The sequence below is a fragment of the Mesorhizobium liriopis genome (assembly GCF_024053505.1).
Taxonomy (GTDB): Bacteria; Pseudomonadota; Alphaproteobacteria; order Rhizobiales; family Rhizobiaceae; genus Mesorhizobium_B; species Mesorhizobium_B liriopis.
Map to the genome: position 1 here is coordinate 1 of NZ_JAMXQS010000008.1, position 21,745 is coordinate 21,745.

A 21,745-nucleotide genomic window follows, 5' to 3' on the forward strand; every position below is an offset into this window, starting at 1 on the left:
CCAGTTCGTCGTGCTCTGCAAGGCCGACGGCTTCTATAAAGGCCTCTTCATGGTCGAGAAAACATTCAGCAAGGACGACATCAACCGTATCGCCAACGGAACCGTCGAGCTGTTCATGAATGGCTACAAACCACGAGGGTGAACCAAGGGAGCGGTGAAAAAATCGCCGGGGCTCAGCTCTCCGCTGGCTTCGTCGAGGCCGGTGTGAAGCGCGCGGTCAGCGCGTGCGTCTGGCCCGGATAGGTCAGCACGACTTTGGTGACCGGGCGCCCTACATTCCAGGTCTTGCGCTCGACCGACAGGCAGGGTGTTCCCTTGGCGATCCCCAGCGCCCGGCTCGCTTGAGCACTGGCCGCGACCGCGCGGATCGTATGCTCCGCCGCACTCCAGCGCACCGTATCCAGAAGCCACTGGCCGGGCGGCCGGACGGAAAAATCCACCGCCGAAACATCGGCTGCGGCAGCGAGGCTGATCTGCCGTTCTTCCAGGCAGAAGGGCTGCCCATCGGCGCTGTGCAGGCAGATGAGTTCCAGAACCTCCAGCCGTTCCTCCGACGGGTCCAGCCACGTATCGCCGGCATTCGCTTCGCGCATGGCGCGGTTCAGAAGCCGATAGCCATAGACGCTTTTCGACGCCTCGACTTCGCGTTGGATGTCCTGAATCTCGAGGATCGCCGGTTGCGGCCCCGGCTGAGCGACGCTCGTGCCCGCGCGCCGTTGCCGGACGATCAGCCCTGCGCGCGTCAGTTGCGTCATGACCTTGTTCACCGTCATGCGCGAGCAGCCATAAGCCGCCGCAATCTCCGTTTCGGATGGCAGCCGATGACCGGGCTGCCATTCCCCTGACAGGATGCGGCCTTCGAGTTCGCGCAGGATACGCCCGTGCAGCGTCTCGTCACCTTCTGCGTTCACGATCGAGGCGCCTCCCGTTTCAAGCCGCGGCGCTCAGTGCCGCCATGGCCTCGTGGAACCGCGCTTCGATCCGCTTGCGCGCGACATGCCGGCCATCTTCGACCAACAGCCGGCCGCGCACCCAGACCCGGTCGATGCCGATCCTGCCCGCAAAAATCCAGTGGTCGAGCAATGCGTCCTGCGTCACATGCGGTGCGGCTTCCGTGTTGAGCGCCACCAGGTCGGCCTCCGAGCCGACCGCGATGCCATGCGAAACGCCGAGCGCCCGCGCGCCGCCCTCGAGCGCCCGGTTGAACAGCGCCGCACCGGTCGAGCCGCCGGGCGCGGCCAGCACATTGCGGGCCTTAAGCGCCAGCCGCTGTGAATATTCGAGCTGCCTGAGTTCGCCCACGAGGGAAATCTCGATGTTCGAATCCGATCCCACGCCCCAGGCACCACCGCCTTCGAGAAACTTGGCCGAAAAAATTCCGTCGCCCAGATTGGCTTCGGTGATCGGGCAGAGGCCCGCTATCGCACCGGATGCGAGCATCCCTCTGATCTCACTGTTCTCTATATGCGTGGCATGGATCAGGCACCAGTTTCTGTCCACCGGCGCGTGGCCGAGCAGCCATTCGACCGGCCGTGCTCCGCTCCAGGCGAGGCAGTCGGCGACTTCCATTTGCTGTTCGGCCACATGGATATGGACAGGGCCATCCCCGGCCAGCGGCAGGATCGCCATGAGTTCGTCAGGTGTCGCCGCGCGAAGGCTATGCGGGGCGATGCCCACCACGGCGCCCTCCAGACCGTCCACCGCCTTCCGGCTCGCTTCCACGAGCCGCGCGAAGCGGTCGGGCGTGTTAACGAAGCGGCGCTGCCCCTCCACTGGTGCGGCACCCCCGAAGCCCGAGCGGTTGTAGAAGACGGGCAGAAGCGTGAGCCCGATGCCGGCCGCGTGGCTCGCGGCCGCGATCCGCACCGCGAGCTCGGCCACATCGTCGTAAGCGCCGCCATCCGGCGCATGGTGCAGATAATGAAACTCGCCGACGCGCCCGAAGCCCGCTTCCAGCATCTCGACATAGAGAAGGGCCGCCACCGCCTCCAGCTGCTCGGGCGTCATGCGAAGCGCGAAGCGATACATCACCTCGCGCCAGCTCCAGAAACTGTCCGCTCCCGGCCCGCGCCGTTCCGCGAGGCCCGCCATGGCGCGCTGGAAGGCATGGCTGTGCAGGTTGGTTATCGCGGGAACGAGAACCTCCGCGCGTTCGTCACCAGCCACCGGCCCGACGCCCGTCTCCATGGTCGCGATGCGGCCTTCTGAAACCGTGATGCGAACACCGTCCGCCCACCCGTCTCGAAGCAGGGCTGAGCGTGCGTGAAGTGTGAGCATATCGGTTTTCCCCTTTGCGAGGCACGTCTTTCGACCCCAAGCCACGCTTGCCAACGCTTCCGATATGTCTATACATAAAGGCGCGAGATGGAAAGGCTTCATGGTGACGTCCGGTTCTGCGGCCCCTTCCCAAACCCTCTGGCGCAACCTGCGCCTCGCAACGCTTGCGCCCGATCGTCCCGGCCTGGGCATCGTCGAGCGTGGCGCCATCGCCGTTTCACATGGGCGCATCCTGTTCGCAGGTGCCGAGGCCGAGCTGCCGTCAGGGTTCGAGGCGTTCGAGCCGATCGACGGCGAGGGCCGTTGGGCGACGCCCGCGCTGGTCGATTGCCACACGCACCTTGTCTATGGCGGCAACCGCGCCAAGGAGTTCGAGATGCGCCTCGAAGGCGCGTCCTATGAAGAGATCGCGCGGGCGGGCGGCGGCATCGTGTCCTCGGTTGCGGCCACCAATGCGCTCTCCGTCGAGGAACTGGTGGAAGCCTCGTTGCCGCGCCTCGACGCGCTTCTGGGCGAGGGGGTTTCCACGGTCGAGATCAAGTCCGGCTACGGGCTTTCGGTCGAGGGCGAGCTCAACATGCTCCGCGCCGCGCGAGAGCTCGGCCGCCGCCGTCCGGTCCGGGTCGTTTCCTCATGGCTCGCCGCCCATGCCGTGCCCAAGGACTACAAGGACCGCCGCGATCTCTTTCTTGCCGATGTCGTGCTGAAGGGCATGGACCGCGCCAGGGCGGAAGCGCTGGCCGATGCGGTGGATGGTTTCTGCGAGACTATCGCCTTTTCGCCGGCGGAGATCGCGCGCGTGTTCGACCATGCCAAGGCGCTGGGCCTGCCCGTCAAGCTCCACGCCGAACAGCTTTCCAACCTCGGCGGCGCGAAGCTTGCCGCCTCCTATGGCGCGCTCTCCGCCGATCACCTCGAATATCTCGATGCCGAAGGCGCCGCCGCCATGGCCGAAGCGGGTACCGTCGCCGTGCTCCTGCCCGGCGCGTTCTATGCCATTCGCGAAACGCGCAAGCCGCCGGTGCAACTCTTGCGCGACGCCCGTGTGCCGATCGCGGTCGCCACCGACTGCAATCCCGGCACCTCGCCGCTCACCTCGCTTCTGCTCGCCATGAACATGGCCTCCACGCTGTTCGAGCTGACGGTCGTGGAAAGCCTCGCGGGTGCGACCCGCGAGGGTGCCCGCGCGCTTGGTCTTCTCCACGAGACCGGCACGCTCGAAGCCGGCAAGTCGGCCGACTTCGCGATCTGGAACATCGAAAGCCCGGCCGAGCTCGTCTACCGCATGGGCTTCAACCCGCTCCACGCGCGGGTCTTCAGGGGAGAGGTCGTCTGATGGCACTCACGCTGACACCCGGCGCGGTCTCGCTTCCCCAGCTCGAGCAGATTTATTGGGAGAATACACCGGCCCGCGTCGACCCCGTGTTTCACTCGGCCATCACCCGCGCGGCGGAACGCATCGCGGCAATCGCCGGCGGCGCGGAACCGGTCTACGGCATCAACACAGGCTTCGGAAAGCTCGCTTCGATCAGAATCGACGGCGCGGATGTGGCCACCCTTCAGCGCAACCTGATCCTGTCCCATTGCTGCGGCGTCGGCGCAGCCCTGCCCGAAAGCATCGTGCGCCTCCTCATGGCGCTCAAGCTCGTATCGCTCGGGCGCGGGGCGTCCGGGGTGCGGCTCGAGCTTGTCCGGTTGATCGAAGCCATGCTGGAACAGGGCGTCGTGCCGGTCATCCCCGAAAAGGGATCGGTCGGTGCATCGGGAGACCTCGCGCCGCTCGCCCATATGGCCGCCGTGATGATGGGCGAGGGCGAAGCCTTTTTCGCGGGCGAACGCTTGCCGGGCACCGATGCCTTGAAACGCGCCGGTCTTTTACCCGTGGTGCTCGCCGCCAAGGAAGGCCTGGCGCTCATCAACGGCACGCAGGTTTCGACCGCACTCGCGCTCGCTGGCCTGTTTCGTGCCCATCGCGCGGCCCAGGCGGCCCTCGTCACCGGCGCGCTTTCGACCGATGCGGCGATGGGCTCGTCCGCGCCTTTCCATCCGGAGATCCACGCGCTCCGCGGCCATGCCGGCCAGATCGATGCGGCGGCCTCGCTGCGTGCGCTTCTGGCCGGCTCGCCCATCCGCGAAAGCCACCTCACAGGCGATGAGCGTGTGCAGGACCCTTACTGCATCCGCTGCCAGCCCCAGGTGGACGGCGCCTGCCTCGATATCCTGCGCCAGGCCGCGCGGACGCTCACAGTCGAAGCCAATGCGGTCACCGACAACCCCTTGGTGCTCTCCGATGGCTTGGTGGTGTCGGGCGGCAATTTCCACGCCGAACCCGTGGCGCTCGCGGCCGATGGGATTGCGCTCGCGGTCTGCGAGATCGGCGCCATCGCCCAGCGCCGCATCGCGCTTCTGGTCGATCCCGCACTGTCCTACGGGCTGCCGGCCTTTCTCGCCAAAAAGCCGGGGCTGAATTCCGGTCTGATGATCGCCGAAGTCACCTCCGCCGCCCTGATGTCGGAGAACAAGCAGATGGCGCATCCGGCCTCGGTGGATTCCACGCCGACCTCGGCCAATCAGGAAGACCATGTGTCGATGGCCTGCCACGGCGCGCGGCGCCTGCTGCCGATGACGGAAAACCTCTTCACCATCATCGGCATCGAAGCGCTGACGGCGGTGCAGGGTGTCGATCTGCGCGCGCCGCTCGAAACCAGTCCGCTCTTGAAACAGGCGGTCGGCGCGGTGAGAGCGGTGGTGCCGGGGCTGGACGAGGACCGCTACATGGCGCCGGACCTGGCGGCAGCAGGAGAACTGGTCGCATCGGGCAGGCTGGCCGCGAGCGTTGGCGCCGGAGTGTTGCCGGAACTCGCTCAATGATGAGGCCAATACACAGCGGCCACATCACCCCCACCCTGTATCCCTCCCCACAAGGGGGAGGGGAGACGTCACCGCCGTGTATCGATCTGCGCCGCCGCGCTGAGATCGGGAGGAAGAGGTCCAACGTTCACGTCCCTCTCCCCCTTGTGGGGAGGGATACAGGGTGGGGGTAACCTCTCCGCCGCGAAAACCTTCAAACGATCCGCCACCCTCAGCCCGGAACCCTTCATGCTCAACCCCCGCCACAACACCCGCACCGTCCGCGCTCCCCGAGGTCCCGAGCTTTCCGCGAAATCGTGGGCGACCGAAGCCCCCTTGCGCATGCTCATGAACAATCTCGACCCGGACGTCGCCGAGAACCCCAACGAGCTCGTGGTCTATGGCGGCATCGGCCGTGCGGCACGCACCTGGCAGGATTTCGACCGCATCGTGGCTTCGCTCCAAAGCCTGAACGAGGACGAGACGCTGCTCGTCCAGTCGGGCAAGCCGGTGGGCGTGTTTCGTACCCACTCGAACGCCCCGCGCGTGCTCATCGCCAATTCCAACCTCGTGCCGCATTGGGCGACGTGGGATCATTTCAACGAGCTCGATAAAAAGGGTCTGGCCATGTACGGCCAGATGACCGCCGGCTCGTGGATCTATATCGGCACGCAAGGCATCGTGCAGGGCACCTATGAGACCTTCGTGGAAGCCGGACGCCAGCACTATGGCGGCGATCTCACGGGCAAATGGATCCTGACGGGCGGCTTGGGCGGCATGGGTGGCGCGCAGCCGCTCGCGGCCGTCATGGCCGGTGCCTGCTGTCTGGCCGTCGAATGCGACGAGACCCGCATCGATTTCCGCCTGCGCACCCGCTATCTCGACGAGAAGGCCAAGACGCTCGATGAAGCGCTCGCCCTGATCGAGCGCTGGACGAAGGCCGGCGAGGCCAAGTCCGTCGGCCTGCTCGGCAATGCCGCCGAAATCTTCCCCGAGCTCGTGCGCCGCATGAAGAGCGGGGGACCGCGCCCCGATATCGTCACCGACCAGACTTCGGCGCATGATCCGCGCAATGGCTATCTGCCGCTCGGCTGGACGGTGGAGGAGGCGCGTGCCAAGCGCGAAAGCGACCCGCAGGCGGTCGAGGCAGCGGCCCGCGCTTCGATGAAGGCCCATGTCGAAGCCATGGTCGCCTTCTGGGATGCGGGCGTGCCCACGCTCGATTACGGCAACAATATCCGTCAGGTCGCGAAAGACGAAGGGCTGGAAAACGCCTTCAGCTTTCCCGGCTTCGTGCCCGCCTATATTCGCCCGCTCTTCTGCCGCGGCATCGGCCCGTTCCGCTGGGCCGCACTCTCGGGCGATCCGGAAGACATCTTCAGGACGGACGCCAAGGTCAAGGAGCTGACCCCCGGCAACTCGCATCTGCACAACTGGCTCGACATGGCGAAGGAGCGCATCGCGTTCCAGGGCCTGCCCGCGCGTATCTGCTGGGTGGGACTGGGCGACCGCCACCGTCTGGGCCTCGCCTTCAACGAGATGGTGCGCAACGGCGAACTCTCGGCCCCTGTCGTGATCGGGCGCGACCATCTCGATTCCGGCTCCGTCGCGTCGCCCAACCGCGAAACGGAAGCCATGAGGGACGGCTCGGACGCGGTGTCCGACTGGCCGCTTCTCAACGCGCTCCTGAACACCGCATCGGGCGCGACATGGGTGTCGCTCCATCACGGCGGCGGCGTCGGCATGGGCTTTTCGCAGCATGCGGGCATGGTGATCTGCGCCGACGGCACGGAAGAGGCCGACCGGCGCATCGCCAACGTGCTCTGGAACGATCCGGCGACCGGCGTCATGCGCCATGCCGATGCGGGCTACGAGGACGCGCTCGCCTGCGCCCGCGAGCAGGGTCTGCGCCTGCCGGGCATCCTGGGCAACTGACCGATCCGCATCACAGCGGAACCGCTCGCTCGCCCTGTTCGAGACAAAGCAAGGCTTTGCCGCACAATCGTGTGGCCGGAGAAAAGCCGTGCTTTCCAGTGTCGGTCCAAGAGGCGATGATGACGCGTCATTGGAACCGAATGGAGGCTGGATATGCGGGCCAAGGGCCGTTTGTTGATGTCAGCGCTGGCGATGGCTCTGGCTCTCGCGCCGGGCGTGAGCCGTGGGGAGGATCAGTCGCTCTGGAAGCTTTATGAGGACCACTTCAAGACCGCGAAATATATCGATCTGACCCATGCCTTCGCGCCCGTGCAGCCGGTCTGGCCGGGCTTCGCCAATTCCACCTTCAAGCCGGCCGTCGCCGGTCAGGACATCGAAGGCTATGTGAAGAAGGGCGAGGAGTTCACTTACAGCAAGCACGGCTTCGTCGCTTCCGCCTATGACCTGACCACCGACCAGTACGGCACCCAGCTCGACCCGCCCTCGCACTGGAACCCGCTGGGCGCCACCATCAGCGATCTGCCCGCCACCTACGCCGTCAGGCCTCTGGTCGTCATCGACATCAGCGGCAAGGTGAAGACGGATGAGGGCTACCACCTTCAGGTCGCCGATATCGAGGATTGGGAAAAGCGGCACGGCCGCATTCCGGAAGGCGCGGTCGTCTTCGTGCGCTCCGACTGGAGCAAGAAGTGGGACGATCCCAAGCGCTTCAACGAGAAGCCGTTCCCCGGCGTCGGCCTCGACGCGCTGAAGTTCCTGCATCTCGGGCGCAAGATCCTGTTCCACGGCCATGAGCCGCTCGACACCGACACCACGCCCAACCTCGAAGGCGAGCACTGGCTCCTGCACAACGACTTCACGCAGGCCGAAGGCGTCGCCAATCTCGACAAGGTTCCGGAGGCCGGCGCACTCGTCACCATCGGCTTCGCCAAGCCGCAGGGCGGCTCGGGCGGCTATGCGCGCTACATCGCCATCGCGCCGGCCGGTTGGAGAGAGGGCGTTTCGGTCGCAGACGCCCCCGGCGCGCCGCTCCCGCGCCAAACGGCCCCGCTCAAGCGCGACGAAAACGGTGTGTTTCGTCCCACGCCCTGATCGGCAGGCGAGACGAACACCATGAAAAAAGGCAGCCTCTCCAGGTTGCCTTTTCGTCCAGCCAGCACGATCGCAGCCGGTTCCGGAGTTGCGCGCGAAGCCGCTCGTTCCAAGCGCTCACATCGCCCTCTCGTCATGCATGGCGGCAATCGAAATCGCCGCAGTGGCGCCGCCTAAACGCTTACCAGCGGATCCGCCGGCAGACCCGACGCCGACGCCCGTTTCTGCGGATCGTGCGGCAGACCGTCCGATAGCCGCGACGGCGGCGACCACGATAGCCGCGAAAATCGCTGCGCCCTGTGCGGTCGTAGCGACGTTTGCGACGCATTTCCTGCCGGCGGATTCTGTCCCGCTCGCGATATTGCACGTCCTCGACCGGCGGTTCGCTCGTGCTCAGCTCGTCCAGAATGCCATCCGGATTGATCACAGCGGCTTCCGCCTCTTCTGGCCCGATGACCTTCGCCACGGCAACAACGCCCGCAAGCCCCAGCAATCCCGCCAGGAATGATCGTCTGTGCATCTGCGTCCTCTCTAAATCTGAAGGGTCAATGCGCAAATGGAGCAGAGCAGGGCTGTGAAAAGAGGAAGACCGGCGCCCATCTGCAAAACCAGCATCAATGTTAACGGGCGCGGCAGGGCAAAGAAAAAGGACCCGCCTGCCGGAGTGCAGAACGGGCCCGACAATGGCTTTGAGCGAGACGCGCTCTCAGACGTCGAGGTTCGCCACGCTCAGGGCGTTTTCCTGGATGAAGTCGCGGCGCGGTTCCACGTCGTCGCCCATCAGGCGGGAAAAGAGCGAGTCGGCATCGGCCACGTCATTGACGTTGACCTTGAGCAGCGAGCGCACATTCGGATCGAGCGTGGTTTCCCAAAGCTGCTCGGCATTCATTTCGCCCAGACCCTTGTAGCGCTGCATGGTCACGCCGCGGCGGCCCGAGGCGAAGACGAGGTCGAGCAGCTGCATCGGGCCCGACACGTCCTCGCTCGTTTCGCGCCGCTTGAGCCTGGGCGACGCGCCATAGACCTCGCCCAGACGCTGGGACAGCCGCGAGAGCTGGCGTGCATCGGCCGAGGCGATCAGCGCCATGTCGAGCGCCGCCACCTCCTTCACGCCGCGCAGCATGCGCTCGAACACGAAGCCGCCGGTGCCGTCATTCGAGGTCTGCAGCCGCCCGGTCCAGCCGCGCTCGATATCTTCCGAGATGGCGTCGAGCCGTGCCGCGACCGTTTCGGCCATGGTGTTGGCCCGGCCGAGATCGTTGAAGAGGTCGGGGTCGAGCGCGCCGGCAATCGCCGCCTGCTCCACCACGCGGCGGTCGTAGCGCGAATGCAGACCGTCGAGCAGCTTGCGCACGTTGAGCGCGTCTTCCACCGCCGCGCGCAGATCGGCGCCGCTGCGCACCTCGCCCGACGACAGTTCCAGCGATGCCTCGTCGAGCCCTGAGCCGATCAGGTAATCCTCGAAGGCCGCCTGGTCCTTCAGATATTGCGAGCTCTTGCCGCGCGAGACCTTGTAGAGCGGCGGCTGGGCGATGAAGAGGTGCCCGCGCTCGATCAGTTCCGGCATCTGGCGGAAGAAGAAGGTGAGCAGGAGCGTGCGAATATGCGCGCCGTCCACATCGGCGTCCGTCATGATGATGATCTTGTGGTAGCGCAGCTTCTCGGCGTTGAACGGCATCGGGCTCTTACCCTCCGCGCCGATGCCGGCACCGAGCGCGGTGATCAGCGTGCCGATCATGTCGGAAGACAGCATGCGGTCCACGCGCACGCGCTCGACGTTCAAGATCTTGCCGCGCAGCGGCAGGATCGCCTGGTTCTGGCGCGAGCGCCCGCCTTTGGCGGAGCCGCCGGCCGAGTCACCCTCGACGATGAAGAGTTCGGATTTGGCCGGGTCGCGCTCCTGGCAGTCGGCGAGTTTGCCGGGCAGGGTCGAGACGTTCATGATGTCCTTGCGGATCGTCTCGCGGGCTTTTCGTGCCGCTTCGCGCGCGGCGGCCGCCTGCACGACTTTCGCCACGATCGCCTTGCCCTCGCTCGGATGCTCCTCGAGCCAGGTGTTCAACGCCTCGTTGACGAGGCTTTCCACCGCAGGCCGCACCTCGGATGAAACCAGCTTGTCCTTGGTCTGCGACGAGAATTTCGGATCGGGCACCTTCACCGACAAAACGGCCGTCAGGCCTTCGCGGCAATCGTCGCCGTTGAGCGAGACCTTCTCCTTCTTGATCAGGCCGGACGATTCCGCATAGCCCGTCACCTGACGCGTGAGCGCGCCACGGAAGCCCGCCAGATGCGTGCCGCCGTCGCGCTGCGGGATGTTGTTGGTGAAGCAGAGCACGTTCTCGTGGTATGAATCGTTCCACCACATCGCCACCTCGACGCCGATGCCGTCGCGCTCGGCGCGGATGGCGATGGGTGCGCTGAGCTGGGGCTTCTTCGCGCGGTCGAGATATTTCACGAATTCCTCGATGCCGCCCTCGTAGAGCAGCTCGATCTCCTTCACATCCGCATGGCGCTTGTCGGACAGAAGAATGCGCACGCCCGAGTTCAGGAAGGCGAGCTCGCGCAGCCGGTGCTCCAGCGTACCGTAGTTGAATTCCACCATGGTGAAGGTGTCGGTGGAAGGCAGAAAGGTCACCTCGGTGCCCGTCTCGTCACCCGCTTCGCCCACCACCTTCAGCGGCGCGTCGGCCACGCCATGGGTGAAGCTCATTTCGTGGATCTTGCCTTTGCGGCGGATGCGCAGGCGCAGGTAAACCGAGAGCGCGTTGACCACCGATACGCCCACGCCGTGCAGGCCGCCCGAAACCTTGTAGGAATTCTGGTCGAACTTGCCGCCCGCATGGAGCTGCGTCATGATCACCTCGGCCGCCGACACGCCCTCGGAGGGGTGCATGTCGGTCGGGATGCCGCGCCCGTTGTCGGTCACGGTGCAGGACCCGTCGGCGTTCAGCGTCACCGTCACCAGGGTCGCATGGCCCGCGAGTGCCTCGTCGATGGCGTTGTCCACCACCTCGTAGACCATGTGATGGAGGCCCGAGCCGTCATCGGTGTCGCCGATATACATGCCGGGGCGCTTGCGCACCGCGTCGAGACCCTTGAGGACCTTGATCGAATCCGCGCCATATTCGGCGACGGGAGCGGCTGCGGGGGCTTGATCGCTCATGAAAGACTTTCAACTTCGAAAAACGCGCGAGACGCCGGGAAAGGCTCCCGATTCGCGCAGGGAACTTAACCCCACGCATATAGGGGTTCTGGCCCGATTTTCCAAGCTTTTCAGGCTTTTCCATCCCCTCTTGCCCGAGGGATTGGAACATGGCTTATGCTCCAAACGTCTTGTGCGCGAAGCGCCCGTCATGTCGGGCGCGGCAAGCCTGAGAGTGCATCACCTTCCATGCCCAACCGCCTCTTCCCGCAGCGCACCAACCGGCCGGCTCCCGTGGTCGGCGCCAGCCCGGAAATGACCGGCCGCATCGGCCGGTTCGACTGGAGCACGACCCCGCTCGGCCCGCTGGATACCTGGCCCGAGGCCTTGCGCGCGGCCACCCGCACCATTTTGTGCTCGCCCATGCCGATGGTGATGCTGATCGGCCGCGAGGGCATCATGATCTACAATGACGGGTATGCGGCTTTCGCAGGCGCGCGCCACCCATCCGTTCTGGGCATGCCGGTGGCCGAGGCCTTTCCGGAGATCGGCGACTACAACCGCAACGTGATCGACTTTTCCTTCCGAGGCGAAACGCTGTCCCTGAAGGATCAGGAACTCGCGATGGACCGCAACGGAACGCTCGAGCCGGTCTGGATGGATCTCGACTATTCGCCGCTTCTGGGCGCGGATGGCGAACCCTTCGGCGTGCTGGCCATCGTCAACGAGACCACGGCCCAGATGCGCACGAAGCGTGCGCTCGCCCGCTCGCAGGAGCAGTTGTCCTTCGCGTTCGATGCATCGGGCATCGTCGGCTCGTGGGACTGGAACATCGGCACGAACAGCGTCAAGGCGGACAGCCGTTTCGCCGAACTCTATGGCGTCGAACCCGAAGCCGCCCGCCAGGGCGTGGCGCTCGACGTGTTCATGGGAGGCATCCACGCGGACGACCGCACGATGGTCGCGGAGGCCATCCGCAAAGCCGTGGAAGGCGGCGACGAGCTGCGGGTCGAATATCGCGTCCATCCCAGACAAGGGGGCGTCCACTGGGTGCTCGCACTCGGCCGCGTCGCACGCGACGAGACGGGCGCGCCGACGCGCCTGCCGGGCATCGTGCTCGACATTTCCGACCGTCGCGCGCAGGAGGCCCTTCTGTCGGCCAGCGAAGCCAAGTTCCGTGCCATCGCCGACTCCATGCCGCAGATGGTCTGGTCCACGCTGCCCGACGGCTTTCACGACTATTACAACGCGCGCTGGTACGAGTTCACCGGCATGCCGGTGGGCTCCACGGACGGCGAGGAATGGAACGGCATGTTCCATCCCGACGATCAGGCGCGCGCCTGGGAAGTCTGGCGCCACAGCCTCGAAACGGGCGAGCCCTACGAGATCGAATACCGCCTGCGCCACCATTCAGGGGAATATCGCTGGACGCTCGGCCGCGCGCTGCCCATCCGCGACGCGGAAGGCCGCATCAGCCGCTGGATGGGGACCTGCACCGACATCCACGAAACCAAGATCGCGGCCGAAGAGCGCGAGGTGGTGGCGCAGGAACTCAGCCACCGCATCAAGAACATCTTTTCGGTGCTGACCGGCATCGTGTCCCTGTCCGCGCGCGCCTATCCGGAAGCCAAGCAGTTCGCGGGCGAGTTGCGCCAGCGCATCTTTGCCATGGGCCGCGCGCATGACTTCGTGCGCCCGCATTCCCGCGCTTCCCGCCCGCAGGCCCAGCAGCATTCGCTCAAAGCCCTCGTCGAGCAGCTCGTGGCGCCGTTCGAGAGCGAGGAGAAATCCATGCGCCTCAGCTTCACCGGTGACGACGCGGTGATCGACGAGGCGGCGGCGACACCCCTGGCGCTGCTCTTTCACGAACTCGCCACCAACTCCGCCAAATACGGCGCCTTTTCCGCGCGCGACGGTCGCGTCACGATCGAGGGCCGCAGTCAGGGCGACCGCTACCAGCTGGTCTGGAAGGAACAGGGCGGTCCCGTGGTCGAAGCCTCGCCGCGCGAAGGCTTCGGCACCCGCCTCATCGCCTTGTCCGTCGAGGGCCAGCTCGGCGGCAAGCTGGAGCGCGCCTGGGAGGCCGACGGCCTGCGCATGCAGATCGACGTGCCCCTCGCGGCGCTCAGCCGCTCGGGACGGTTGCAGAAGACCTTTTAGGCGGCGTCGCGGCTTCATGGCTGTTGCCGGGGTTGAGCGTCGTTCGCACCACACCACGCCTTAGGCCATCCGAAAGGCAGGTCCGGGGATGGGGTGATATCTAAAAGGCTCCGGCGCATCCGACTGAAAACCGAACGGCGTTGCTCTTTCACGGGATGGGACGACTAACGTCGCCGGACAGGTCTCAGGCTGGCGCAACAAAAAAGGCGCCATCAGGCGCCTTTGATCTTCATCTCCGCCGCTACGCTTCAGTGAAACAGCTGCAGGCTCTGCGGCGGGGTCGCTACCTGCCGCGCATGGGTCGCGACCGCGAAGGCCAGCGCGTCGCGCAGGTCGTCGTCCATCACCGGTTTCGCCATCACGCCGATCGTGCCCGGCACGCCCTCGCCCAGTTGGGAAGGGTTGGCCGTCATGAACATCACCGTCACGCCGCGTTCGGCGAGCGCGCGACCGATCGTCGGCCCGGTGCAGCCGTCGCGCAGGTTGAGATCGACGATGGCGAGATCCGCATCGGCCGCGAGGTCGAGCGCGGTGCGCGCGTCGGCTGCGATGCCGATCGGCTCATGACCCAGTTCCGATACAAGGTTCTCGATTTCAATGGCGACGAAGATCTCGTCTTCCACCACCAGCACTTTGCACGCCATAACCCCGAACTCGCCGATTGTTGTTATGATTATTGGTCCCTGTCGCGGCTCTAACTCGCGAGCCGGCGCAAGGTTGCATTTTTTCTCGCATTTGATGCGACGCCAAACTTTAACTAATTCTTACAACGCCTTAAGTGACGCAGATCACGCTGAATCTGCGGTTTATGCCCTGCCGCAAGTCGCAATCTTGACCAATTCGTGACGCGCGAGACACCGCGATGGCACATCCGCGCAGGCGATTGAAGCGGATTCCGCCCCTCCCTAGATGCGCCGGCGAAACGGGAAATCCGCCCATGAACGCGCCCTTCATCGCCCCGGCACCGAGCCCCCGCGCCAAGCCGCCTTCAGTGCTGGAGATGATCCGCATCGTTTACCGCAACCCGCTCGAGCTTTGGGGCGAGCCCTCCTACAACGAGCCGTGGATCTCGGTGAAGGGTGTGGGCGGACCGCTCATCATCGCCAACGATCCCGGCCTGATCCGCCATGTGCTGGTGGACAATGCGAAGAACTACAAGATGGCAACCGTGCGCCAGAAAGTGTTGCGCCCGATCCTGCGCGACGGCCTGCTGACCGCCGAAGGACCGGTCTGGAAGCGTTCGCGTAAAGCGATGGCTCCCGTTTTCACGCCGCGCCACATCTTCGGCTTCGGCGCCGCCATGCTCAAAAGCACGGACGATTTCGCCCGGCGCTACGAGAAGGGCGGCACTTTCGAGATCGCGCATGACATGACGCTTCTCACCTACGACATCCTCGCCGAAACGCTGTTTTCCGGAGAGATCGCCGGCGAGCCGGGCCGCTTCGCGGCCGAGATCGACCGCCTCTTCGAAACCATGGGCCGCGTCGATCCGCTCGATATCCTGCGCGCGCCCGACTGGCTGCCCCGTTTCACGCAGATGCGCGGCCGCAAGACCATAAACTTCTTCCGCTCCATCGTGTCCGACACGATCCGCATGCGCGAGCGCGTCATAGAGCGCGACCCCGATGCCGCGCCCGAGGATTTCCTGACCCTTCTCCTGCGCGCGGAAGGCGGGCCCAACGGTTTGACCCGCGCGGAAGTCGAGGACAACATCATCACCTTCATCGGTGCCGGCCACGAGACCACCGCCCGCGCGCTCGGCTGGACGATCTTCCTCCTGTCGCAAGCCCCACAAGAGCGCGAGCGCGTGGAAGATGAGATCACACGCGTGCGCGCCGAAGAGCCCGATCCCGTCAAATGGCTCGACAAGATGCCCTTCACCCGCGCGGCCTTCGAGGAAGCGATGCGGCTCTACCCGCCGGCTCCCTCCATCAACCGCGAGCCCGTCGAGGAAGACCGCTATCAGGATCTCGTTCTGCCCAAGGGCGCACAGGTGCTCGTCATGCCCTGGACCATTCACCGCCACCGCAAGATCTGGGAGCACCCCACGGCCTTCATGCCGTCGCGCTTCCATCCCGAGAACCGCGACAGGATCGACCGCTTCCAGTATCTGCCTTTCGGGGCAGGGCCGCGCGTCTGCATCGGCGCGAGCTTCGCCATGCAGGAGGCGGTGATAGCACTCGCCGTGCTGCTCGGCCGCTTCCGCTTCGACGCGCTGCCCGAAACCAAGCCCTGGCCGGTGCAGAAACTCACCACCCAGCCGCAAGGCGGCCTGCCGATGCGGGTCACTGCGCGCGTCTGAATACAAATAAATGTTAAGTCCGCGAAATCGGCGGGGAGGGCGGTAGGAATTTTCGCCCCATCTCTCTAGATTGCCGCAAGGGACGGTGATCGCCCGAACGAGTGCGAGGGCGGATGGACAAGCAGGTGGCGAGGCTGGAGGAGCGGGACGTTCACTCTCTCGCTTTGTCGCATGTGCCGCTGGCACTGGTGCTCACCAATCCGCATCTCGAAGACGACCCGATCATCTATGTGAACCGTGCCTTCGAGGCCGTCACCGGTTATAGCCGTGCTTCCGCCATCGGCCGCAACTGCCGCTTCCTGCAAGGTGCCGATACCAACCGCGAAACCATCGCCCATTTGAGCGCCAGGATCGCCGCGCGCGAGGAAGTGACCGTCGACCTCCTCAACTACCGCGCCGATGGTGTCCCGTTCTGGAATCGCCTTCATGTCGTGCCGCTGCTCGACGAGGCGGGCGATGTGCAGTTCCATATGGGCGTGCAGCGCCTTCTGGGCTCGCGCCGCGAAGCGACTATCGCGGGCGGCAGCGATGATATGCCACTGCGCGAGGTGACCCATCGCGTCAAGAACCACCTCGCCATGGTGGTGTCCATGATCCGCACCCAGTCGCGCGCGGCGACCACCAACCCGCAGCAGGACTTTCTCAACCTCGCGCGGCGCGTGGAGTCGCTCCAGCTGCTCTATCAGGAAATGTCGGACAACGGCGTCGGCTCGGTGTCCGACGAGAAGGTCGCGCTCGGCGCCTATGTCACGCGCGTGGCCTCCGCCGTGTCTTACCTGGGTTCCGGCGGCGGCATCCGCACCAATGTCGATGTGGAGTTCGTGGAAAGCCGGCTCGAGATCGCCGCCCAGATCGGCTTGATCCTGTCCGAAATCCTTACCAACGCCTATCAGCACGCCTTTGCGGCCCGCATGCACGGGCTGGTCGATGTCACCTTGCGCCGCCGTGACGGCGGCATTCGCTTGCAGGTGGTCGATGACGGGGTCGGCATGCCCGAAAACCGCCATTGGCCCGAAAGCGGTTCGCTCGGCGGCCGCATCGTCCGCTCCCTCGTCAACGGCCTCGACGCCCGCTTGTCCGTGGACCGCCTGTCCGTCGGCACGCAGGTGACGCTCGATATTCCTCTTCACTGAATTCCTCTTCACTGACTGGCCGCGGCGCTCGGCCGGCCTGCGGTCGTTTTCCTGTCGCCGCGCTCTGGTAATCCACCCGGACCCGCTTACCTCTGCCCTCGCACGGCGTTTCCGCATCCCGGCGGACTTCGCGCCGCCGCAGCCTTTTCAAACCGAGGATTTTTCATGAACCCGAGCTATGGTTTTGCCTGTTCCGACGCGTCCGAGCCCCTGAAGCCCTGGAGCTTCGAGCGCCGCGACGTGCGCGACGACGATGTGCGCATCGAGATCACCCATTGCGGCGTCTGCCATTCCGATATCCACCAGGCCCGCAACGACTGGGGCTGGGCGAGCTATCCGCTGGTGCCCGGCCACGAGATCGTCGGCCGCGTGGTCGAGGTCGGCTCCAGGGTGTCCGGCTTCAAGGTGGGCGACGCCGTCGGCGTCGGCTGCATGGTCGATTCGTGCCAGGAATGCCCGTCCTGCGCGGAAGGCCTCGAGCAATACTGCCTCAACGGCATGACCCAGACCTATGCCGACAAGGACCGCCGCGACGGCACGCCGACCTATGGCGGCTATTCCAACCAGATCGTGGTGCGCGACAAGTTCGTCCTGCGCATGCCGGACAATCTCGACCTCGCCGCCGCCGCCCCGCTTCTGTGCGCCGGCATCACCACTTTTTCCCCGCTGCGCCACGTCAAGCTCGGCAAGGGCCACAAGCTCGCGGTCGTCGGCTTGGGTGGTCTGGGCCATATGGGCATCAAGTTCGGCGTCGCGATGGGCGCCGAAGTCACGCTCTTCACCCGCTCGCCCTCCAAGGAAGCGGAAGCCCGCGCTTTGGGCGTCACGAATGTCGTTCTTTCCACCGACGAAGAGCAGATGAAGGCGGTCGCGGGCACGTTCGACTTCATCCTCGACACCGTTCCCGTGCCGCATGACGTCAACCCTTATGTCGCCAGCCTCAAGCGCGACGGCACGCTGATCATCGTCGGCGTGGTCGGCCCGCTCGACCCGCCGGTGTCGGGCGCGCAGCTCATCATCGGCCGCAAGTCGGTGATCGGCTCGCTGATCGGCGGCATCAAGGAAACCCAGGAGATGCTCGACTTCTGCGCCGAGCACGGCATCACCTGCGACATCGAGACGATCAAGATGGCCGACATCAACGACGCCTTCGAGCGCACCGTGAAGGGCGACGTGCACTACCGCTTCGTGATCGACATGGCCTCGCTCGAAGCCCCGAAGCAGGCGGCGTAACGCTTCTCGAAAACACCCAGACGCCGGCCCCGAAGGCCGGCGTTTCCATCCAAGTTATTGGCGGCAATGCTGTTGTGACATTCCGACGCGTTAAGCTTTCAGCACTTCCGGGCAGTGGGCTTGAAGAAAGGGCATGACATGCCCGACGCTTTCACTATCCAGCAGCACGACAACCTCGTTTGTCATGAGGATGCGATACAGAAGCGGCAGCTTGGCAAATCGTAGCTGTATGCGTCCTCCTAAGCGGGAGTCCACGCTGATGCTCTGCACATCGCGCCAAGCAAACTTTACCCAGCCGTAGGCGCCGAGCACCATTCCACCGGTATGTGAGAGATGAAGAGCTGTATTGCTGGCAGATAGTCGCAGCAATCCAAAGGCGAATGCTCCAAGAAGTAGCGCAAAAGCCAGAAGCAGACCCGACCGTGGAACTGGCGGCAACAGCTCAAGTAATTTGATGACACTGCGGCTAGCGTGCCAATCCGGATCGAGGGCGCCGATACTTAAATAGATCGCGTAGGTCGCGAGCATTCCCGCACAAGCCCCGGCAACGAGATTGCGCAGAACAGATGCGCGTATGGCAAGAGTTTCTCCACTTGGCCGGTTCATTTCAATCTCCATGCCAGACGGAGATATACTGCATTCTACTGACGACCCATTACATCGTGTTCTCAATTTTTACCGAGTGATACTGGCTTGGCATACGGGATGGTAGAACGATCACACGAGCTCTGGTCGATCCAGACAAAGACGATGACGGGCCACCGCATGGGAGCGGAGACACGAAATCGGGCCCGTATCAAGGAGGGCATTGTCAAGCCGGTCGGCCCGGAAGCCGCTGCGCGGCGAGCCGCTCAATGGATCGCCGCTTCGAGCGATCCGGACGCTGTGACCGAGAAAGCCGGTGCTTCACTGAACCGGCTGGCTTCAGGCCTGCCGGAGCAGGGGCACCGGACTCTCCGCCTCGGGGCCGTGCCGCAGGTGCAGGTAGCTCGGGTCGAAGTCGGCGAAGTTCTGCAGCCGTTCGATGTCGGGAATGTGGATGGTCCGGCCCCGAAAGCTCACCAGTCCCGCATCGCGCAGGGCTTTCAGGCTCCGGTTCACGTGAACGGCTGAAAGCCCCATCGCGTCGCCGAGCTCGTCCTGCGTGATCGGCAGGCCGAACGAACCGTCCGTCGTCAGTTCGACCGCCTGCAGCCGCGTCTGCAACTCGCAGAACAGGTGAGCGATCCGCTGTTCGGCATCGCGCTGGCCGAGATTGACCAGCCATTCGCGCAGGGTCGCCTCGTCCACCAGCGTGCACCACCACAGCGCCTTGGCGAGCCTGGGCCGCGTTTCGGTCATTTCCTGGACCGCATTCCGGGAAATCCGCGCGACCGTGCATGGCATGATGGCGAGAATATCGTGATCCATCCGGTCGAGCACTGCCACATGCAGGTCGCAAAAATCGCCCGCGACCAGAAAGGCGAGGATTTGCCGGCGTCCATCACGCAGCAATTTGCTGCGCACCGCCAAGCCTTCGAGGATCACCACCACGTCTTTCGGGCTGTCGCCGGCGCGGGTGATGTATCGGTCGGCTTCAACCACCGCTGTCTTCTCGCAGACGTTCAGCAACCGCTCCCGGTCACTGACTTCGAGCGGCGCATAACCCTCCAGCTTGCGGACGAGTGCATTCGGCATGGCTCGTTCCTCAAATGAGTGCCTGAGACTACATCAGATGAGATGATTTCGCTATTGCCGACGCCATGCGCGGCTTAGCGTCAATGGTTGCCGCCGCTTTCCGCGCGTTCGGAGCCGGCCGCTTCGGTGCGGTCCGAGGGCCCGATCCGGCCGCCGATGGGGTTGCGCAGAAGATCGGCGTCGAAGCTCACCGCATGCCCCGTCTGCACAGCCGCGATGCAGACCATTTCCGCCAGATCGTCGTCATGCAGATCGAGATCGGACAGGTTCTCCCGAACGATCTTGACCGCTTCGGCGATCGAGATCGGCCATTGCGAGCGGCAGCGCGCTTCCATGTAGCGACTGATCGCAGCCTGGGGTGTGCTGACTGAAGTCATGCTCGAACCTTCCCTGAAAGCAGACAGCAGGCTTCACCCAAGCGGAGACACCTCGCATTAACCTTTCATGGGAACGCCGCGTTCGTTTTTACCGGGATTGCGACGATGCCGCCCGATGATCGCGCGGGCATCACCGATCCGCGGGGCGGCCAGTGACGCCTCGGCTGGATTCGATCAGGGGAGCTGGTCGTGACGAAGAGGAGTGGCCCGTCGCTCTCGTGCGCTCAAAAAATCCCCGGCACATGCACCGGCCAGCGCCAGGGCAGGACGGCCACGAGGTCATAGCGCAGCGACAGCCGCGAGGCGCCCACCTGTCGGGCGAGCCAGAGATTGGAAGCATTCAGGATGCGGTGCTGGGCGTGCTGGGTTACCGCCTCCATCGCCGCCTGAAGCGTCCGGCGCCGCTTCACTTCCACGATCAAAACGAGATCGCCGCGCCGGGCGATCAGGTCGATCTCGCCCAGTGGCGTGCGGTAGCGCCTGGCCACGATCCTGAAGCCTTTCAGCCGCAAGGCCTGCGCCGCCCACCATTCGCCGGAATGCCCCTGGCGATAGGCCTTGAGCCGTTTCGGATCGGCCGGCGGGCGTTTGAGCTGGGGCCCGGTCTGCTTGGACGCCATCGTCCCTCTTGTCCTTATCCAGCCTCGCTTTTGAGGTCCACCAGCCGCTTGAACAGCTCGCCTTTGGGCCGCCCGGTCAGTTTCGCGGCTTCCGCCGCAGCCTTGCTCGCGCCCATCTCGGCGCCCAGCTGGCGCAACAGCCTGTCGATGTCTTCGGCGCCTGCGACCGCGCTGTTTTCGGCCGGTGGGCCGACGCAGATCACCACTTCGCCCTTGGGCGCATCCGCATTGCTGTAGAATTCCGCCAGCGCGCCCAGCGTTCCCCGGCGCAGTTCCTCGAAGGCCTTGGTCAGTTCGCGCGCCACCACCGCCTCGCGGCCTTCGCCCAGCACCGCCGCCATCGCCGGCATCGTGTCGTCCAGCCGGCGCGGGGATTCGAAGAACACCAGCGTCGCCTGCACGCTCTTGAGCGCTTCGAGCCGCGTCTTGCGCGCACCGGCCTTCACCGGCAGGAAGCCGGCGAACAGAAAACTGTCGGTCGGCAGGCCCGACGCGGTCAGCGCCGCGAGCACGGCGGACGGCCCCGGCACGGGCACCACCTTCAGCCCGCGCTCCAGCACCGATCCCACCAGCCGGAAGCCCGGATCCGACACGAGCGGCGTGCCCGCATCCGAAACCAGCGCCACGCTCTGCCCCTGTTCCAGCGCCGCCAAAAGCTTCGGACCGGCCTCCGCCGCATTGTGCTCGTGATAGGCGAGCGTGCGCCGCTTGATGCCGTAGCGGTCGAGCAGCACGCGCGTTACGCGCGTGTCCTCGCAGGCCACGAGATCGGCGCCCGCCAGCGTTTCCAGCGCGCGGATGGTGATGTCGCCGAGATTGCCGATCGGGGTCGCGACGAGATGCAGCCCCGGCTCGATCGGCCGCGCCCGGATCTCCGTCGCCCCGATCATGAAGCTCCGCGCTTCGTGGCCGTCGCTCACTTGCCTGCCTCATCGTTCGGCATTTGC

The 21,745-nt window shown here is 65.1% G+C and carries 19 protein-coding genes; 9 read left to right on the forward strand and 10 right to left on the reverse strand.

The genetic code is table 11. The annotated features are described in order from the left end of the window. The first annotated feature begins 10 nt into the window (after positions 1-10). Positions 11-142 (forward strand): TetR family transcriptional regulator C-terminal domain-containing protein, encoded by a 132-nt coding sequence (locus tag NGM99_RS21805; RefSeq protein WP_353937436.1) that lies wholly within the window; start codon positions 11-13, stop codon positions 140-142. A gap of 31 nt (positions 143-173) precedes the next feature. Here the strand turns inward: NGM99_RS21805 and hutC are convergent, their stop codons facing one another. Further along, positions 174-911 (reverse strand): histidine utilization transcriptional repressor HutC, encoded by a 738-nt coding sequence (hutC, locus tag NGM99_RS16345; protein WP_252820858.1) that lies wholly within the window; start codon positions 909-911, stop codon positions 174-176. Between the two features lie 19 nt (positions 912-930). Next, entirely contained in the window at positions 931-2,277 is a 1,347-nt protein-coding gene (locus NGM99_RS16350) for a formimidoylglutamate deiminase (protein WP_252820860.1), read from the reverse strand. 100 nt (positions 2,278-2,377) lie between these two features. Between NGM99_RS16350 and hutI the strand changes: the two genes are divergently transcribed. From hutI to NGM99_RS16370, 4 genes are all read left to right on the forward strand, one after another. Further along, on the forward strand, positions 2,378-3,613 hold the full coding sequence (gene hutI, locus NGM99_RS16355; RefSeq protein WP_252820862.1) for an imidazolonepropionase: 1,236 nt from the start codon (positions 2,378-2,380) through the stop codon (positions 3,611-3,613). Further along, positions 3,613-5,148, forward strand: a complete 1,536-nt coding sequence (gene hutH, locus NGM99_RS16360) for a histidine ammonia-lyase (RefSeq protein WP_252820864.1) — start codon at positions 3,613-3,615, stop codon at positions 5,146-5,148. The genes hutI and hutH overlap by 1 nt, the downstream gene beginning before the upstream one ends. Before the next feature lie 228 nt (positions 5,149-5,376). Beyond that, positions 5,377-7,062 carry a urocanate hydratase gene (gene hutU, locus NGM99_RS16365; protein ID WP_252820866.1) on the forward strand — a complete coding sequence of 562 codons (1,686 nt, stop codon included), beginning with the start codon at positions 5,377-5,379 and terminating at the stop codon, positions 7,060-7,062. Positions 7,063-7,215: 153 nt separating this feature from the next. Beyond that, positions 7,216-8,154 (forward strand): cyclase family protein, encoded by a 939-nt coding sequence (locus NGM99_RS16370; protein WP_252820868.1) that lies wholly within the window; start codon positions 7,216-7,218, stop codon positions 8,152-8,154. Positions 8,155-8,335: 181 nt separating this feature from the next. Here NGM99_RS16370 and NGM99_RS16375 read toward each other — a convergent pair whose 3' ends face one another. Together NGM99_RS16375 and gyrB are read right to left on the reverse strand one after the other, a co-directional pair. Beyond that, a complete protein-coding gene (locus NGM99_RS16375; protein ID WP_252820872.1) occupies positions 8,336-8,674 on the reverse strand; it encodes a protamine-2 (modular protein) in 339 nt (112 codons plus the stop codon). A gap of 186 nt (positions 8,675-8,860) precedes the next feature. Continuing rightward, entirely contained in the window at positions 8,861-11,317 is a 2,457-nt protein-coding gene (gyrB, locus tag NGM99_RS16380) for a DNA topoisomerase (ATP-hydrolyzing) subunit B (RefSeq protein WP_252820873.1), read from the reverse strand. Between the two features lie 228 nt (positions 11,318-11,545). On the opposite strand from gyrB, the gene NGM99_RS16385 reads away from it, so the two are divergent. Then, positions 11,546-13,456 (forward strand): PAS domain-containing protein, encoded by a 1,911-nt coding sequence (locus tag NGM99_RS16385; RefSeq protein ID WP_252820876.1) that lies wholly within the window; start codon positions 11,546-11,548, stop codon positions 13,454-13,456. 248 nt (positions 13,457-13,704) lie between these two features. On the opposite strand, the gene NGM99_RS16390 is transcribed toward NGM99_RS16385, so the two are convergent. Further along, the gene (locus tag NGM99_RS16390) at positions 13,705-14,100 is read right to left on the reverse strand and encodes a response regulator (protein WP_252820878.1); all 396 of its coding nucleotides are present in this window, start codon (positions 14,098-14,100) and stop codon (positions 13,705-13,707) included. 293 nt (positions 14,101-14,393) lie between these two features. Between NGM99_RS16390 and NGM99_RS16395 the strand changes: the two genes are divergently transcribed. The 3 genes from NGM99_RS16395 (at position 14,394) to NGM99_RS16405 (ending at position 18,124) form a co-directional block, all read left to right on the forward strand. Then, positions 14,394-15,758 (forward strand): cytochrome P450, encoded by a 1,365-nt coding sequence (locus NGM99_RS16395; RefSeq protein ID WP_252820880.1) that lies wholly within the window; start codon positions 14,394-14,396, stop codon positions 15,756-15,758. Positions 15,759-15,871: 113 nt separating this feature from the next. Further along, positions 15,872-16,891: a PAS domain-containing protein gene (locus NGM99_RS16400; protein ID WP_252820882.1), complete on the forward strand. Its 1,020-nt coding sequence runs from the start codon at positions 15,872-15,874 to the stop codon at positions 16,889-16,891. Between the two features lie 165 nt (positions 16,892-17,056). Next, positions 17,057-18,124 carry an NAD(P)-dependent alcohol dehydrogenase gene (locus NGM99_RS16405; protein ID WP_252820884.1) on the forward strand — a complete coding sequence of 356 codons (1,068 nt, stop codon included), beginning with the start codon at positions 17,057-17,059 and terminating at the stop codon, positions 18,122-18,124. A gap of 90 nt (positions 18,125-18,214) precedes the next feature. Here NGM99_RS16405 and NGM99_RS16410 read toward each other — a convergent pair whose 3' ends face one another. From NGM99_RS16410 to rsmI, 5 genes are all read right to left on the reverse strand, one after another. After that, positions 18,215-18,730 (reverse strand): hypothetical protein, encoded by a 516-nt coding sequence (locus tag NGM99_RS16410; RefSeq protein ID WP_252820887.1) that lies wholly within the window; start codon positions 18,728-18,730, stop codon positions 18,215-18,217. A gap of 318 nt (positions 18,731-19,048) precedes the next feature. Beyond that, the gene (locus NGM99_RS16415; protein ID WP_252820888.1) at positions 19,049-19,801 is read right to left on the reverse strand and encodes a Crp/Fnr family transcriptional regulator; all 753 of its coding nucleotides are present in this window, start codon (positions 19,799-19,801) and stop codon (positions 19,049-19,051) included. Between the two features lie 80 nt (positions 19,802-19,881). Continuing rightward, entirely contained in the window at positions 19,882-20,178 is a 297-nt protein-coding gene (locus NGM99_RS16420; RefSeq protein ID WP_252820890.1) for a hypothetical protein, read from the reverse strand. A gap of 224 nt (positions 20,179-20,402) precedes the next feature. Continuing rightward, positions 20,403-20,798 (reverse strand): YraN family protein, encoded by a 396-nt coding sequence (locus NGM99_RS16425; protein ID WP_252820892.1) that lies wholly within the window; start codon positions 20,796-20,798, stop codon positions 20,403-20,405. 14 nt (positions 20,799-20,812) lie between these two features. Then, the gene (gene rsmI / locus NGM99_RS16430; RefSeq protein ID WP_252821523.1) at positions 20,813-21,688 is read right to left on the reverse strand and encodes a 16S rRNA (cytidine(1402)-2'-O)-methyltransferase; all 876 of its coding nucleotides are present in this window, start codon (positions 21,686-21,688) and stop codon (positions 20,813-20,815) included. Between the last annotated feature and the right edge of the window lie 57 nt (positions 21,689-21,745).